Source organism: Marinobacter sp. CA1, assembly GCF_020546665.1.
Taxonomy (GTDB): Bacteria; Pseudomonadota; Gammaproteobacteria; order Pseudomonadales; family Oleiphilaceae; genus Marinobacter; species Marinobacter xestospongiae.
Window position 1 is genome coordinate 3,223,581 of the sequence record NZ_CP071785.1, and the last position, 16,472, is coordinate 3,240,052.

Below are 16,472 nucleotides of genomic sequence, written 5' to 3' on the forward strand. Positions count from 1 at the left end.
CTGGAGGAATCGGCTTGACCCATTAAATGATAACGATTATCGTTAACTCACCAAATGACAACGGTCGTTTGCATTTGGTCTCTCTCATCAGGAGCTTAACCGCTCATTTACGCCCCACCCTTTGGTGGGGCTTTTTTTTGCCTGGATGCTGTCAGATAACCGTCAGTGACGGGGCTGACGTGCTGGCAACACCAGGCCCAGCAGCAACCCGGCCAGCAGACCACCAAGATGGGCAGCGTTTGCCATACGGCCCAGACCCAGCAGCTCCGGCAACGGCGTAAAGCCGAACAGCACCCAAGCCACAGCCAGAACCGCCAGGGCGGAGGGGAACTGGAACCTGGGCTGGCGTCTCTGGCTCAGCCAGCAATAACTCACCAGGGCATACACCACCCCGGAGAGTCCACCAAACAGCGGCCCGGTGGTGAAATACTGCAAACCATTGGACAGCAGACTGCCCACAACAAACAGCACCAGCAAGCGGCCACGACCGTCAATCCACTCCACCTGACTGCCCAGGAACCACAGCATCACCGAGTTGAAGATCAGATGCGGCCAGCTGAAATGCAGAAAATCCGGCGAGACCAGCCGCCAGACTTCCCCGCCGGCCAGAGTCGAGGTCAGCGCCGTCAACCGTTCCGCCATGGTATCCCAGGGGTAGATTCTCGGATCGACCACCATCAGGGCCGCAGAAAGAATGCTGCGCCCCAGGTCGGTGGCAAAAGCCACCATGATCGCTACCCCGATCATCGCCATGACCAACGGTGCGTGGCCCGGTGACGCCTGCCACCGGCCACTGGGGTGAAACGGCGATCCCGGCTTGCGATCCGGACGACTGTGACTCTGGGGCGAGGCCAGGAACTGCCGCAACGCTTCCAGCACCGGCTCGGCCTGGTCGGGGTTTTCCAGCCACAGCACCTGGTGGTTGCCTTCCGCAGTGATGCGGTGACCAACCCCCTGCTGCTCCAGCCACTGGCTGAAGGCCGCCAGGTTGACGTCGGTTTCCAACTGTTTGATGCGGTACAAGACTACCTCGCCACGCTGTCTTCGGTATAAGGGTCTTCCGATTGTTCCGGTCGCTCCACTTCCACGTAGACAAACTTGTCCTTCGACAGTTCGCGCTCATCGTCCATGCGATAGGCCACCAGCTTGCCGTACTTGACCGCGCTGTAGTCGATGCAGGCCACATTGGGGGTGATCGGAGCCGGGTCGCCGTCCATCCAGTAATGGCCGACGAACACCGGCGGCTCACTGGTGGGGTAGCTCAGCAGCTGACCCCGATCCCGCTCTGACAGCGGCCGACTGGCCACCTCCGGCGGCAGCGGGTCGGGCTGGAACACCACATCCTGATAGGTCTGCGGGTTCTGGGCCCAGAACTTGGTGCGGAAAAATTCCCGCACGTAGCCATCCTTGCCGGTGATCGCCATGCCCTCCGGCAACTTGAGGTCGGTTCCCCTCAGCAGCGTATCCATCACCTGGCCGGCGAAGGATTCCAGTGCCGAGGAGGCGTGCAGGAAGTCCTCATCAATGCAGGCGCCATGCTGGCTGTCCTTGAACTGGCGGATCAGGTGGTCGTCCCAGCAGGCGTGGACAACACGGAAGTGGTCTTCCTCAATGAACAGCGGCACGGTGTAGAACCACTCCAGGAACTCGTTCCACTCCTGGGGGTAGTGCTCAAACTGTTCCAGGGTCTCGTGAATCAGCCGGTCGTGCCGGGGGTTGTGCTCCCGCAGCCACTTCTTGCCACTGCCAGCACGGGCCCGGGTGCAGTAGCCCAAAGCGTTGTATTCGTGGTTGCCCATCACCATCCGGGCCGAGCCGTGCTCGACCATATCCCGCACCAGGTGCAGGGCTTCCCGGATACGGGGGCCCCGGTCGACGATGTCGCCAATGAATATCGCCTGCCGGCGGGGATGCTCGTAGATGCCGTTAACCTTGCGGTATCCCATCTGCTCCAGCAGACGCACCAGAGTATGCGCACAACCGTGCACATCCCCGATGATGTCGTAACCGCGGCTTGCGGACTTGTCGTGTTGTACCGCCATGATCAACTCGCTGCTATCTCACTCGCCCATCCCAGTTTGTCCCGGCATGTTGCGTAAAAGTTGTGGTCCGTCGGATGAATCAGGCGGATCTTGAAGGGTTTCTTGGTGATGCGGATGATGTCACCGGGGGCACAGGCAATGTTCATCTGGCCATCAAAACTGACCTGGGGATAAGCTTCGTTGGTCTCGCCAATCACCAGTTTGATCTCACTCTTGCCGTCTACCACGATGGGGCGGCTGCTGAGGGTGTGGGGGAACATCGGCACCAGCACAATCGCATCCAGTTTGGGGTGCATGATCGGGCCACCCGCTGACAGTGAGTAAGCCGTGGACCCGGTCGGAGTGGAAACGATCAGGCCATCTGAGCGCTGGCTGTAAACAAAATGACCGTCAATGAACAGGTCAAAGCCGATCATGCGAGTGGATTTGCCCGGATGCAGCACCACGTCATTCAGCGCTGCGCCAAACCCCAGGGCCTGACCGTTACGCTCAACACTGCCATCCAGCAGAAAGCGCTTCTCCTCGATGTAGTCACCTTCCAGCACTTTGGCAAGGCGCTGTTCCAGATCCGACGGCGAGATATCGGTGAGAAAGCCCAGCCGGCCACGGTTGACCCCGAGCAGTGGCACGTTCGACTTGGCCAGCTCCCGCGCCGCGCCCAGCAAACTGCCATCGCCTCCCACCACAATCACCAGATCACAGATCTCGCCGATCAGCTTCTTGCTGGCAACCTGCAGACCGTGACCAGGCAGCATGCCGGCGGTATCTTCCTCAATGATGACGTGATAGTTTTCGGCCATGAGGTACTGTTTCAGCTGACGCAGGGACTCGACAACCTTGACGCTGCCCATTCGTCCGATAACGCCGATGTTCCTGAATTGATCCATGTAGATTCCTGTGGCTGGCAAGGGAAACACGGACACCCCGGCGCGGTCGCTGGTGCCCTGGAGAGATGGCTGCACAGCAGCCGCCTGTTCACATCTTAACGAATTACCCGGGATGAACGAAAACGCTTTGCCCGATCACCAGGCCCTGGACCTGCTCCAGCAGCCCTGGCAAACCCCGGCGGTTCGCCATCTGGCCTGGCTGTGCCAGGCCGCACCGCTGGTGGATACCGGCCCGGTGGCTTGTCCTCGGGACTGGTTGCCGACAGATACGTCATCGCGCCTGCAACGGCTCGACGCCGCCCCGGCCCCTCTGCTGGCGGCCCTTGGCCAGTGCCAGAGCCGCCGCCTGGGACACTACTTCGAAACCCTGTACCGGTTCTTTCTGGAGCAGTTTCTGGGCTGGCGGGTGTTGCTCAGCAATACCGCCATCCGGGCGCACGACGGCCGCACGCTGGGGGAACTGGACCTGGTGGTGGAGAACCCGCTCAGCAATCGCCTGGAACACCACGAAATTGCCGTCAAGTTCTACCTGGGCCACCCCCAGGGCGGCGTTAACCAATGGCTGGGCCCCAATGCCCAGGATCGTCTCGACCTCAAAACCGAACGCATGGTGACCCACCAGTGCACCCTCGCCCAGCGCCCCCTCACCCGGGAATGGCTGGCCGGTCAGGGTATCCAGGGTCCGCTGGCCCCGGTGCTGGTAATGCCGGGCATGCTGTTCACTCCCCTGACAGGGCAACCTCAACCGACACTGCCAGACTGGGTAAACCCGGGCCATGACCGCGGGCAGTGGCTCTATCACCACCAGTTGCCCGGCCTCGAGACCGACCACTGGGTGCACTTGGACAAACCCGACTGGCTCGGCCGCTACCAGCAACCGCAGCCCCCCGAGCCGGAGTCCACCCGCGCCGCTCTGGCCAGTGTGGCCGCCCAGTCGCGGCCACGGCCCTTCGCCCTGATGATCGCCAAGGGTGATGGCTTTATCGAGACCCGTCGTTTTTTTGTGGTGCCGGATCACTGGCCCGGGCCGCCGGACGATGCTGGTCGCAGCGATCATCCAGCCCCGCACGAAACTCCGCCGGCTGGCTGACCCGCATCACCGGTTGACCACAAAGCCGGCCCTGATGCTGATGCCGGCACACCGGCTGCTCGTAGTGATCCAGCCAATCCAGATAGGCCGGCTCGTTCAGACCGCACTTGTTGGCGGCAAAGCCGGTGGGGTTGAGGAAATAGCGCTCAATATCATCGAAGGGCAACGTCATGTGACCAAGCCCGGCGTGATAGGCCACCAGAAACACCGACTGATCCTTCAGATGCCGCATCAGCGTGTCTTCCGCCGGCTCCTGCTGCTGAATTTCTTCCAGTTCCTGCTCCAGCTGGGCAATGCGCTCATCCCGCAGCGCCAGCTCTCGTCGCCGGCGTTCCAACTGCTCGTTGAGCAGCACCAGTTCCGCCCCCCGGGTCTGGGCGCCTGCTTCGGTGGCGGTGGCCTGCTGCTGTAACTGCTCCTGAAGATTGAGGTACTGCTGGTTACGCTCTGCCAGCCGCTCCTTGAGCTGCTCATTGACCAGACGCTGCCGCTCCCGGCCCTGCTCCAGTTCAGCCACCTCGGCCCGCACCCCCTGCATCTCCAGCCGATGCTCACGGCGGATCTCGGCCACCGAGTCCCGGTGGACACTCTGCAGGGTCTTGATCCGCAAACGTTGGGCCCGAATCAGCCGGGCCAGGCGGGTTCGGTCTGCCCGTTCGCTGTCTTCCTGGCCGCCGGAGGCTTGCGCACGGAGCACCGGCACCTGTTCATCCGGCACCTCCGGGGCAAGACGACGAAAATTGAGGGAATTGGCCTCGATGGCCTTGCGGATGGCCTGGAACTGGTTCTGGCCGGGCGACATGTCCGGGTCCCAGAGTTCGTCTGCCAGCGCCGGGCGCGGGCACTGACTGCGACACACCAACCGGATCGGTCCAGCCCCCAGATCCGGCCCGGACGCTCCTTCCAGCGCCAGTTCCTCCACCGGCAGATTCCAGTGGCTGTCAGCACGTCCTTCCTCGTCGAACCAGATCCGGAAGAACACCAGCGAGCGCACCTGCAGCTGGCCATCCAGCAGCACGTAGACGGCTTTTACATCGGTATCCGCCAGATCCGACAGGCCCACGTAGCCGTCCAGAAACGCGCCAAATTCCTGGGCACGCATCTGCCGCGCCACCTGTGCCCCCTCGACGAACAGCACCGCTGCGTAACCGTCGTTCCCTGGAAGCGCTGAATCCACTCTCCACTCCTGCTGGTTGCCATGGCCGACGGTCGTCACGTCGACACTGATTAAGTCATGCCCCTATTGTAGCCTCGCCAACCGCCAATCGGCAGGGTATCGGGGCCAGGTGGCCCGGGATTGTGCAGTCGGTCGCCCGCCAGTTTGCCGATCCGTCGCCGAAACCGACACAAAAAAACCCGGTCGGGATAACCCGACCGGGTCTGCATGACCACCGCGGCGGCTCAGAGTTCCGCGGCCAACCGGCTGCCCTGGTCGATGGCACGCTTGGCGTCCAGTTCCGCTGCTACATCAGCACCGCCAATCAGGTGCACCGCCACACCGGCGGCTTCCAGCCCCTGCTGCAGCTCACGCAGCGGCTCCTGGCCGGCGCAGACGATGATGGTGTCTACCGGTAACAGCCGGTCTTCACCCTGCTCCGCGCCTTTCGGCGTGATGGTGACGTGCAGTCCCTCGTCGTCGATTCGGCGATAGCTGACGCCAGGTACCATCTGTACCTGCCGGTTCTTGAGGGAGGTGCGATGAATCCAGCCGGTAGTCTTGCCCAGATTCTTACCGACCTTGGAAGCCTTGCGCTGCAGCAGGTAGACCTCACGGGCCGGCTTGGGCAGCTCAGGGGTCATCCCCTTGATGCCGCCACGGTGTTCGGCGGTCAGGTCCACACCCCACTCCCGCATGAAGTGTTCGGTGTTGAGGGACGGCGATTCGCCCTCATGCACGATGAATTCCGAGACATCGAAACCGATACCGCCGGCGCCGATCACCGCGACCTTCTGGCCCACCGGTTTGCGACCCAGGATGGCATCCAGGTATCCAATCACCTTGGGATGGTCGATGCCGTCGATCTCCGGAGTGCGGGGCACGATGCCGGTGGCCAGCACCACATCGTCGTACTCACCGGCGATCAGGTCATCCACGTCCACCCGGGTGTTCAGACGGACATCCACCCCGTGCTTGTCGAGCATGACGCGGAAGTAGCGCAGGGTTTCATAGAACTCTTCCTTGCCCGGAATCCGCTTGGCCACATTGAACTGGCCGCCCACTTCACTACCGGCATCAAACAGGGTGACCTGGTGCCCCCGCTCGGCCGCCACCGTCGCCATGGCCAGGCCTGCCGGACCGGCACCAACCACCGCAATCCGCTTCGGCTTGGCGGTCTTGACGTAGGCCAGCTCGGTTTCGTTACAGGCCCGCGGGTTCACCAGGCAGGAGGTGAGTTTGCCACTGAAGGTGTGGTCCAGACAGGCCTGGTTACAGCCGATGCAGGTGTTGATCTCATCAGCGCGATCCTCTGCCGCCTTGGCCACCAGGTCGGCGTCCGCCAGGAATGGCCGCGCCATCGACACCATATCGGCGTGACCGTCGGCCAGCACGGATTCCGCCACGTCCGGCATATTGATGCGGTTGGTGGTCACCAGGGGAATGCTCACTTCGCCTTTGAGACGCTTGGTCACTTCCGTGAAGGCCGCCCGCGGTACCGAGGTGACGATGGTCGGCACCCGCGCTTCGTGCCAGCCGATTCCGGTGTTGATGATGGTGGCACCGGCCTGCTCAATGGCCTTGGCCAGTTGCACCACTTCATCCCAGGTGCTGCCGTCCTCAATCAGGTCCAGCATCGACAGCCGGTAGATAATGATGAAGTTGGCCCCGACACGCTCCCGAACCCGACGCACAATCTCCAGCGGGAAGCGAATCCGGTTCTCGTAGCTGCCGCCCCACTCGTCGGTGCGGTGGTTGGTGTGACTGACGATGAACTGGTTGATCAGATAGCCTTCCGAGCCCATGATCTCAACGCCGTCGTAGCCGGCCTGCTGGGCCAGTGCGGCGCAGTTGACGTAGTCCTGGATCTGCTTCTCAACGCCATCACCGTCCAGCTCTTTGGGAGTGAAGGGGTTGATGGGCGCCTGAATCGCGGACGGCGCAACCAGCTGCGGGGTGTAGGCATAGCGACCGGCGTGGAGAATCTGCATGCAGATCTTGCCACCTTCCCGGTGTACCGCCTCCGTCACCACCTTGTGCTGCTCGGCTTCTTCCTCGGTATCCATCTTGGCCGCATGCTGCATGACGCTGCCTTCGGCATTGGGGCCGATACCACCGGTCACGATCAGACCTACGCCGCCACGGGCGCGTTCGGCGTAAAAGGTTGCCAGCCGCTCAAAGCCGTTCTTGGCCTCTTCCAGCCCCGTGTGCATGGACCCCATCAGGGTCCGGTTACGCAGCCGGGTAAAGCCCAGATCCAGGGGCTCCAGCAGGTTGGGGTACTTGGTCAGACCGGGTGTCGCTTGGTTCTCGCTCATCTTCATCTCCGTGAATCGGTTCACGTTCTTTTAGTGAGCCTAAAGTAGCCGCTGGTCTTGCCAGCCTCAATATCCTGAGATAACCTTTTATTATCTTCAAACAACAATGAGTCGTCGATCATGCCCAAACCCAACGCCCCGATGCGCCGCAACACCCTGGGCGACATCAGCGTCCTACACGTCGACGTGCTCGCCCGGGCAGTCCAGCACCAGGGCTGCGGCCCGGCGCCGCTGCTCGCCCAGTTCAATCTGTCGCCGGCCATCCTGGCGTCGACGGACGCCCGCATCAGCATTCCCCGCTTCATGCGCCTGGGTCACGCCGCCATCGAACACACCGGCAACCCCAACCTGGGCCTGGTGATGGGGGCTCTCAGCCGGCCGGTGGACGCTGGCCGCGCCGGTCTCGCTGGCGCAGCCGCAGCCACCGCGAGTGACGCACTCGCCACCCTGATCCGCTTTGCCCTGCTCACCAGTCGCAACAGCCGGGGCCAACCCAGCATGACCCGAACACCCGACCTGGCCCGGTTCTATTCGATCCGCCCCTACAACCGCTTCAACTTCTTTGTGGTGGATTCGGTCCTGGCCACCTGGGTGCAGTTTCTCCGCACCGTCAGTGGTCAGCAACAGGTCGCCGAAGAGGTATGGATCGAATACCCGAGCCAGGGGCAGGAGGCCGCGTTCGAAGCCTGGTTTGGCTGTCCGGTGCACTTCGGCGCTCTGGAGAACCGAGTGCAGCTCGACAGCCGGATGGCCGATACCCGCTGCCAGGACGCCCAGGCGGCAGTACATCAACTGCTGGTGGAGGAATGCAGCCAGGACCTGAAGCGGCGCCAGGCGGGCTGGAGTCTGGGGGAGAGAATCAAGGAAAAGCTTGCTGCCCAACTGGCGGAGCGGCCACCTGAGCTGTCGGCCATGGCGGCCGAATTCGGGCTAACGCCCTGGACCCTGCAACGGTACCTGGCGGCCGAGGGCCGGGGCTACCGCGAACTGCTCGACGACACCCGCAAGGACCTGGCCCAGGACTACCTGGCAGAAACCAGCCTGTCGTTTGCGGAAATTTCCTGGCTGTTGGGATTTGCCAACCCTGCAGCCTTCCACAAAGCCTACCGCCGCTGGTTCGGCATCAGCCCGGGCCAGCACCGTCGGGTGCTGAAAGGCGCTACTGAGATCTAGGGAGCGTCACAGCTCCATGGGGTCGCCGTAGTCTTCATCATCGTCGAAGTCTTCCAACTGCTGCTCGATGATTTCTTCTTCATAGTCGTTCATATCGTCCTCACAGAATTCCCTATCCACTGTCTGCCGGTCGCGATCCCGCGACCATCCTGATCCATTAAGCACCTGCGACTGATAGAGCGCAAGACCCATAGGCGCCAGAATCGCAGAGACAGATGACAGTTTGAATTCAGTACAGGACAAAAACGACAAAAATTCGGCGCACCCCATAAGGGCTAGGCCAAACATTCGATGCTAACAAGGAGAATTCTGAAACCCGGAAGGGAGGCGACGCTTGATCGCCTTGGGTGCGCTGAAAACCTTCGACTTTCAGCTGCGTCGCCAGATCGATTCTGACGAGAGGAAAAAGTGGCGGAGCGGACGGGACTCGAACCCGCGACCCCCGGCGTGACAGGCCGGTATTCTAACCAACTGAACTACCGCTCCGCGTTGGGCTATCATCGTATCGCTTTGAGTTGCTTGCGATATTTTCGAGAACCGCCCTGTGTGGCGTGGTGTTCTCGGTGACAACGAGGGCGCATTATATAGATCCCCGGAAAACTGTCAACGCTTTTCTCAAAAAAATGTCAGTTTTTTTTCAGCCCCTCGAACGGGCGCTGACCTGGAGCGCCTCCCCCACCCGGCAACAACCGGGATGGGGAACGTGCGTCCGGGACCATGACTACATGGCGTCTACCATCGCATCCTTGCCCTGGGCAGTCTTGCGGTACTCGATCGGGGTCATGCCTGACCAGCGTTTAAAAGCACGGTAAAAGGTGCTGGGCTCCGAGAAGCCGGTGAGGTAGACAATCTCATCAATCGACTCGTCAGTGGTGGCCAGCAGTTGGCGCGCCAGCCGGTAACGGAAATCCGCCAGCACCTGGTTAAAGCTGGTCTCGGCCTCGGTCAGCCGGGTCCGCAGCGTTCTGGGCTTGATCTGCAGGCGCTCGGCAACTGCGTCCAGGGTAACTTCGCCACTGTCCAACAGCTCCGCGACAATCCGCTCCACCTGACCCACTATGTCTTTCTTCTCCAGCCGCGCCACCTGCTCCGAAGCGAAGCGCTCGTGCAACGCCAGCAGTTCCGGTTCAGCGTGAGGGGAAGGATGGGCCAGCAGGCGCACCGGGAAGAACAGCCGGTTCTCCTTGGCACCAAACACCACCTCGCAGCCCAGGGTGTCCTGCACCAGCGCCTGACCAGTGTCACGGTGGTGTTCAAACTCAATACGGGAAGGCTGGAAACGACCGTCGGTGATGGACTTGAAGAAGGTCACCAGGCCCTGCACGAAACACTCGTTGAAGTGTTTCAAGCGGCTGACTTCCTCGGAGGCAGTGTCCAGCACCATGCAGGCTTCATCGCCCTCAACGAAGAAATCGGTGTTGGCGGCATCGCTGAGCAGGCGCTGGTAGTTCTGGGCGCGCCGGAGCCCCTCGCCAAAGGTGGGACTGCTGAGAAACAGGTATTCAAGCACCTGGCCGCGGTAGGCGGGTAACACCTGGCCCAGGTTGAGACCCACATCCGGGTCGCCGGAGACATCTTCCACCACCTGCCAGAAGTACAGCTGGGCATTGTGGGGCGTTCGGAGCTGCTCGGTGAAGACATAGTCCTCATCCACCCCCAATCGGGCGAAAATCGCGTCCGTATCTATGTCACGTGTTTTCATGGCCTGATAGATCAGGCGAAGCATCACACCCGCATCGCGAAGTTCCTGCATAACAATCCGCTTGTCGTTGTCAGGGAGCTTCTGGAGAGCCTGTGCACACTCCCGCTGGAGCTCCTTGTAGTTATTGGTTTGGCCTTACCGACTCTATCAGCGGCAGACCCGGTCATTGTCGTGACTTTGTGAGTTTGCCAGACTTTTTGTAATTACATCGCACGCTATCGGAATAGCGGCGTCACTGGATATCAATCCTGGCTATAAGACCATAGTAGCGCATATCAGGCCAGGTGAGCACAGTTGTACCAGAATTCAACCACTTCTCAACCCAGGAGTGCATCCATGGCAAGTCACTATACCTACAACAATCAGCCCCCCGGGCTCTGGCCGCTGTACAGCCGCGCCCTCACCGGCGGTTCCCGCACCTCGTCGACAGAGCAGGGCCTGCCTCCCCTGTCTGCGGAGATCATTGGTGCCCGCACCACCGGACCCAAGCTGGCCCGTTATGAAGCCGTGTGCGGCTTCCAGCCCCAAACCTCGGTGCCCATCACCTGGCCCCACATCCTCGCCTTCCCGCTACACCTGCAACTGCTGACCGATCCACAATTCCCCCTGCCACTGCTGGGGCTGGTCCATCTGCGCAACCGCATCACCCAACACCGCGCCATCGGCCGCGGCGAACTGCTGGACCTGAGCGTGCGATTGGACGGCGAGCAGCACAGTGAGCGTGGCCTGGAGTTCGATCTGGTGACCGAAGCCCGGATCGGCGGCCATCTGGTCTGGGAAGAAGTCAGTACCAATCTGTTTCGCCAGGGTGGCGGTCAGGGCAAGAAAGGCGAGAAACCCGCCCTGCCCCGCTACCCCCACAGCCTGACGGTCAAGGCACCCGAAAACCTGGGCCGACGGTATGGCAAGGTGTCTGGCGACCTGAACCTGATCCATGTCCACGCCCTGACCGCCAAGGCCTTCGGCTTCCCACGGGCGATTGCCCACGGTATGTGGAGCAAGGCTCACATCCTGGCGCTGCTGGAGCAGCAAGCGGGCTGGCACAAGGGACCGGTGACCATTACCTGCGCGTTCAAGAAGCCCCTGTTCCTGCCGGGAGAGGCACAGCTGAACTGGCAGGAAAACGAGCACCACTGGCAGTACCAACTGCTGAATCAGGCCGGCGATGCGCCACACCTGAGCGGAGACATTCGCTGGCATCGCTAAGCTTTTTTGATCGCGTCTGGGCCTCACCCCGGCACAAAGCCGGGATGGGGCCGTCAGCAGTCAGATACGCATTACTGCAGGTTTGCCGAGACAACGTTCGAGAGGAGAAACGCCAGTCCAGAGCGGATCAGGCGACAGGCTGGGTGACCTCAGCCAATGGCAGAGTAAAGTAGAAGCAGGTACCGCCCTGCTCCGGACGCTGGAAACCGATCTCACCGCCCTGGGCCTGGATCAGTGACTGACACATGGGCAGGCCTATGCCCATACCATCGGGCTTGGTGGTAAAGAACGGCAGGAACAGCTTTTCTTCGGCGTCCGCCGGTAGGCCGACGCCACGGTCAATGACCTCAACCCGGACACAGCGGTCGCCGGAACGCTCCGCCAGCACCCGCACCGGCGCCGTCGAACCGGCCGCCCGGGTAGCCTCAAGGGCATTGCGGATCAGGTTCAGCGCCACTTGCTGGACCTGCACCGGGTCCACCAGCACATTGGGAACGTCGTCTGCGATGGTGATTTCCACACCACCCTCGTTGTTGCGGGCATCCACTTCCGCAAACTGGCGGGTGTCATCCAGCAGGGTTTCCACCGACACCACTTCCTTGCCGGCGGCCGGCTTCTTGACGAACTGGCGAATCCGGCGAATGACCTCACTGGCCCGTAGCGACTGGGCCTCTATCTTGCCAAGGGTCTCCCCAAGCAACTCCTGATCCAGACTGTCTGCGCCCATCAGCCGGTTAGCAACGCGGGCGTAGTTGCTGATGGCGGTCAGCGGCTGGTTCACTTCATGGGCAAAACCGGCTGCCATCTCGCCAATGGTGGACAGCCTTGAGGCGTGGGCCAACTGTTCACGCTGCTCCTGCACCAGCTCCCGTGCGGCTTCCAGCTCGGACTCCTGCTCCAGCTCAACGGTGATATCGCGGAACACCACCACCGCGCCCAGCAACTCGTCCCCCTCCAGCTTGGGAGAGGACCGGTACTCTGCCGGAAACCCGGTACCATCGGCACGGAACATGGTGATGTCACGACGGTGCTCAGGCAGCCCCAGGTTGCAGGTCGCCTTTACCGGCGTGTCCTCAGCATCCTGACTGTCATCGCAGTCGCAATCCTGATTGAAGTGCAGCTGGAAGAAGTTGCGCCCTACCAGCGCTTCGGCAGAACTACCGGCAATGCGTTCGGCGGCGGGATTGGCAAAAATGATGTTGCCGTCAGCGTCGAGGCCATAGATGCCTTCACTGATGGCGTTGAGAATGCGCGACTGGTCGCTCTCGAGCTGCCGGTTACGCTGCTGCAGCTGGCGCTCGAGACGGATGACCCGAGCGTGGGTCTTGACCCGGGCAATAACCTCCGCGGCCTGGAACGGCTTGGAGATATAGTCCGCACCACCCAGTGAGAAGCCTTTGACCTTGGCCTCCACATCGTCCAGCGCCGACAGGAACACCACCGCACTATCGGCGGTGGCCGGGTCTGCCTTCAGGCGCTCACACACCTGGTAGCCATCAAGCTCCGGCATCATGATGTCCAACAGGATCACCTCTGGCCGGTCTCGCTGGGCCAGTGTCAAAGCCTTGGCACCGTCATTGGCAATCAGCAGACGGTAGCCCTTGTCCTTGAGGGTCTCGTACAGCACCTTCAGGTTCTGGGGATTGTCATCGACCAGCAGGACGGTGGGCTCGACGCTCGCGCAGACTTGTTCGCTCATAGAGTTACTGCCCATAGGAAACATAACCGCATCATGACGCCCCGGTTATCGGGCGTCGATACGGTCCTTTACGGACAGCACCATCCGCACCAGATGGGCCAGGGAGTGGGTGCCCATCTTGTGCATCACCCGCGAACGGTGGATCTCCACGGTGCGCTGACTGATCTCCAGCTCAATGGCAATCACCTTGTTGGCCTGCCCGGCGATCATCCGTTCCATGATCTCGGATTCACGAGGTGTGAGGGTGTTCACACGACGCAGGATCTCCTGCTTTTCGCCCAGGGTCTTGCGTTGCTCCAGATCCTGCTTGAGGGCCGCCTCAATCTTCTCCAGCAGCGCCTCCTCGCGGTAGGGCTTCTGGATAAAGTCCACCGCCCCCTCTTTCATCGCATCCACCGCCATTGGCACATCGCCATGGCCGGTCACAAAGATGATCGGCAGAATGGAATGCAGCTCGTTAAGCTTTTTCTGCAGTTCCAGGCCATCCATGCCAGGCATACGGATATCCAGCACGATGCAGCCCGCCATCGCTTCGGAATAGTCCTTGAGGAAGGCGTTGGCGCTTTCGAACGAGGCCACGGTACGGCCCTCGGATTTCAACAACAGCTCCAGGGAATCCCGGACCGCTTCATCGTCCTCAACCAGATAGACGGTTTGTTGGGTATCGCTCATGGTGTTCTCCCGTTCCCATTCTAATGAACCGAAGGTTCCTTGTTGTCCTGCTGGGCAGCCTGCTGCTCCTGCCGCTCATGTTCTCGCATTTTTTCCAGACGTTGCTGAATCGCACCGTAGACACTGCCCCGGGGATACAGGCCATCGCGGTCAGGTTCACCAGCGGGCCGCCCCATCAGCAGACTCACGGCGTCGTCCACCGACGCCACCGCATACACCGCAAACTGCCTGCGCCGGACCGCATCCAGCACCTCAGCATCCAGCATCAGGTTCTGGACGTTGATGGTGGGCACAATCACCCCCTGGTGGGGGCGGGCGCCGGTCAACTGACAGGCCTGATAGAAGCCTTCCACCTTCTCGTTGACGCCACCGATTGGCTGCACCTCACCGAACTGGTTCACCGAGCCGGTGATCGCCAGGTCCTGACGGATCGCAATGCCCGACAGCGAGGAGATCAAGGCGCACAATTCCGCCAGCGACGCGCTGTCGCCATCCACCTCACCGTAATTCTGTTCAAAGGTAATGCTGGCCGACAGGTGCAGGGGGTCGGTAACCGCGAAACGGCTGGCCAGCCAGGCACTGAGGATCATCACACCTTTGGAATGCAGGTTGCCACCGAGCTTGGCGTCGCGCTCGATATCGAGAATATCGCCGCCGCCGTAGTAGGTGGTCGCGGTGATCCGGTTCGCCAGGCCAAACTCAAAACCGCCGGTGGACAACACCGACAGCGCGTTGATCTGGCCCACGCACTCGCCGCTGGTGCTCAGCAGCGTGGAGCCATCACGGATCGACTCGTAGAACTGGTCACGGATTCGGCTGCTGCGGTACCGGGCGCTGGCGAGGGCCTGCTCGATGTGGTCGGCATCGATCAGCTTGGCGCCGGCCTGGCGGGCCCAGTAGTCAGACTCCCGCAGCAGGTTGGCGATGTCCGCCGCGTGCAGCGACAGACGATCCTGATGCTCCGCCATGCGGGCACTGTATTCGATCACCCGGGCCACCGCCTTGCGATTGCAGTGCAGCAGTCCCTTCTCCTTCACCAGGCTGGCGATGAACTTGGCGTACTGCAGCTGGCTCTCCGGGGTGCGGTCCATTTCATTCTCGAAATCGGCGGTCACCCGGAACAGCTCAGCAAACTCGGCGTCGTACTCCTGCAGCAGCATCCAGGTTTCCCGGTCGCCAAACAGCACAATCTTGACGTCCAGCGGGATCGCTTCCGGCTCCAGGGAGATCGTACCGGACAGCGTCATTTCCCGCTCCAGGGAATTGATCTGCATGGACCGGGAGCGCAGTGCACGCTTCAGACCATCCCACACAAACGGCTGCTCCAGCACCTTGATCGCGTCCATCAGCAAATAGCCGCCATTGGCCCGGTGCAGGCTGCCAGGCCGCACCAGGGTGAAGTCGGTAAACACGGTACCTTTGTAGGTGACGTTTTCCACGTAGCCGAACAGGTTGTGATAGGTGGGGTTGTCTTCCACCACCACCGGCACGTCGCCGGTTTTCTGGTGAACCAGCACGTTGATCTGGTAGCGCCGCGGCAGCTTCTTGTCGAGCGAGGCATAGGCAATGGCGGCCTGCTCCTCGTTCTCGTCCAGGAAAATATCCAGGTTGTCCGCCAGGTCGGTCCGCACCGCCTCCAGGTAGGCCACCACATCAGGCTGATCGCCGTAGCGCGCGACCAGTTCATCGAGCTGATGCCCGGTCACACTCTCCAGGGTTTCCTGATTCAGCAGTTGCTGACGCTCGGCGTACTCCTGCTCCCAGTCAGCTACCTTACGCAGCGTCTGGCGCAGCTTTTTCTCCAGTTTGTCGATGTCCGCCTCAAACTGGTCCCGTTGCTCGGGCGTCAACGCTGCAAAGGTCTCGGCGGTGTGGGGATCGTCCCCGTTCATCGCCACCAGCCGGTACCCGCCGGGGGTAGTGACCGTGAGACTGATCTTCTTGCGCTTGGCCTGGCGGGCCACTTTTTCCAGCGCTTCGTCCTGCTTGCCGGCGTACTCGTTCTTGAGCTGCTCGGCCCGCTCCAGGAAGCTGTCACTGTCAAAGGTCTGGGGCACCACCTTGACCAGCCGTCCCATCAACCGGTCCATGTCCTGACGCAATTGGCTACCCCGCCCCGCAGGCAGTTTCAGCACCTTGGGTTCCCGCGGCTCCTCAAAATTGGCCACGTAACACCAGTCATGACATTGCTGGTTGGTATCGGCGTGATGCTCAAGGTAACGCAACATCATGGTGCGCTTGCCCAGACCATTGCGGCCCACCGCGTAGACGTTGTAACCACCGTGGGGCATGGCCAATGCAAATCGCACCGCTTCCTGGGCCCGGTTCTGGCCCACTATCTCCGCCAATGGCTCGAGCTGACGGGTGGTTTTAAACGGAAATTCCTTGAGCACGCAGGCCTTGTAAAGCTGATGCAGGGACAGTGACTTCAAATTCTTGTCCTGTTGGGGCATTGGTTGCAGAGACTGACCCTACCCATCCGTAGGGACACCGGGACCGCGTTCCCTGTGCCGCCCGCCAGCCTGCT

The 16,472-nt window shown here is 61.5% G+C and carries 12 protein-coding genes and 1 tRNA gene; 3 read left to right on the forward strand and 10 right to left on the reverse strand.

Going from position 1 to position 16,472, the window contains the following annotated elements:
• Window positions 1–162: 162 nt before the first annotated feature.
• From J2887_RS14655 to J2887_RS14665, 3 genes are read right to left on the reverse strand one after another with little or no spacing between them, the layout of a single operon-like run.
• A complete protein-coding gene (locus J2887_RS14655) occupies window positions 163–1,023 on the reverse strand; it encodes a rhomboid family intramembrane serine protease (protein ID WP_227171840.1) in 861 nt (286 codons plus the stop codon).
• Window positions 1,024–1,025: 2 nt separating this feature from the next.
• Window positions 1,026–2,042: a metallophosphoesterase gene (locus J2887_RS14660; protein ID WP_227171841.1), complete on the reverse strand. Its 1,017-nt coding sequence runs from the start codon at window positions 2,040–2,042 to the stop codon at window positions 1,026–1,028.
• A gap of 2 nt (window positions 2,043–2,044) precedes the next feature.
• A complete protein-coding gene (locus J2887_RS14665; RefSeq protein ID WP_227171842.1) occupies window positions 2,045–2,929 on the reverse strand; it encodes an NAD(+) kinase in 885 nt (294 codons plus the stop codon).
• A 112-nt stretch (window positions 2,930–3,041) separates the two neighbouring features.
• Between J2887_RS14665 and J2887_RS14670 the strand changes: the two genes are divergently transcribed.
• Window positions 3,042–4,019 carry a DUF1853 family protein gene (locus J2887_RS14670; protein WP_227171843.1) on the forward strand — a complete coding sequence of 326 codons (978 nt, stop codon included), beginning with the start codon at window positions 3,042–3,044 and terminating at the stop codon, window positions 4,017–4,019.
• Here the strand turns inward: J2887_RS14670 and J2887_RS14675 are convergent.
• A complete protein-coding gene (locus J2887_RS14675; protein ID WP_227171844.1) occupies window positions 3,910–5,196 on the reverse strand; it encodes a DNA repair protein in 1,287 nt (428 codons plus the stop codon). The two genes, J2887_RS14670 and J2887_RS14675, sit on opposite strands and share 110 nt — an antisense overlap.
• 224 nt (window positions 5,197–5,420) lie before the next feature.
• On the reverse strand, window positions 5,421–7,493 hold the full coding sequence (locus tag J2887_RS14680; RefSeq protein WP_227171845.1) for an FAD-dependent oxidoreductase: 2,073 nt from the start codon (window positions 7,491–7,493) through the stop codon (window positions 5,421–5,423).
• Window positions 7,494–7,613: 120 nt separating this feature from the next.
• Between J2887_RS14680 and J2887_RS14685 the strand changes: the two genes are divergently transcribed.
• Entirely contained in the window at window positions 7,614–8,666 is a 1,053-nt protein-coding gene (locus J2887_RS14685) for an AraC family transcriptional regulator (protein ID WP_227171846.1), read from the forward strand.
• Window positions 8,667–9,075: 409 nt separating this feature from the next.
• Here the strand turns inward: J2887_RS14685 and J2887_RS14690 are convergent.
• Window positions 9,076–9,152 (reverse strand) — tRNA-Asp (locus J2887_RS14690).
• A gap of 235 nt (window positions 9,153–9,387) precedes the next feature.
• On the reverse strand, window positions 9,388–10,419 hold the full coding sequence (locus J2887_RS14695; protein ID WP_227171847.1) for an AraC family transcriptional regulator: 1,032 nt from the start codon (window positions 10,417–10,419) through the stop codon (window positions 9,388–9,390).
• 285 nt (window positions 10,420–10,704) lie between these two features.
• Between J2887_RS14695 and J2887_RS14700 the strand changes: the two genes are divergently transcribed.
• Window positions 10,705–11,574 (forward strand): MaoC/PaaZ C-terminal domain-containing protein, encoded by an 870-nt coding sequence (locus J2887_RS14700; protein WP_227171848.1) that lies wholly within the window; start codon window positions 10,705–10,707, stop codon window positions 11,572–11,574.
• Window positions 11,575–11,701: 127 nt separating this feature from the next.
• Here the strand turns inward: J2887_RS14700 and J2887_RS14705 are convergent, their stop codons facing one another.
• From J2887_RS14705 to J2887_RS14715, 3 genes are read right to left on the reverse strand one after another with little or no spacing between them, the layout of a single operon-like run.
• A complete protein-coding gene (locus J2887_RS14705; protein ID WP_227171849.1) occupies window positions 11,702–13,273 on the reverse strand; it encodes a response regulator in 1,572 nt (523 codons plus the stop codon).
• Window positions 13,274–13,318: 45 nt separating this feature from the next.
• Complete coding sequence (gene fixJ, locus J2887_RS14710) at window positions 13,319–13,945, reverse strand: response regulator FixJ (protein WP_227171850.1); 627 nt, start codon at window positions 13,943–13,945, stop codon at window positions 13,319–13,321.
• Window positions 13,946–13,965: 20 nt separating this feature from the next.
• Window positions 13,966–16,377, reverse strand: coding sequence for a Lon protease family protein (locus J2887_RS14715; protein WP_227171851.1), 2,412 nt, complete (start codon window positions 16,375–16,377; stop codon window positions 13,966–13,968).
• Window positions 16,378–16,472 lie beyond the last annotated feature (95 nt).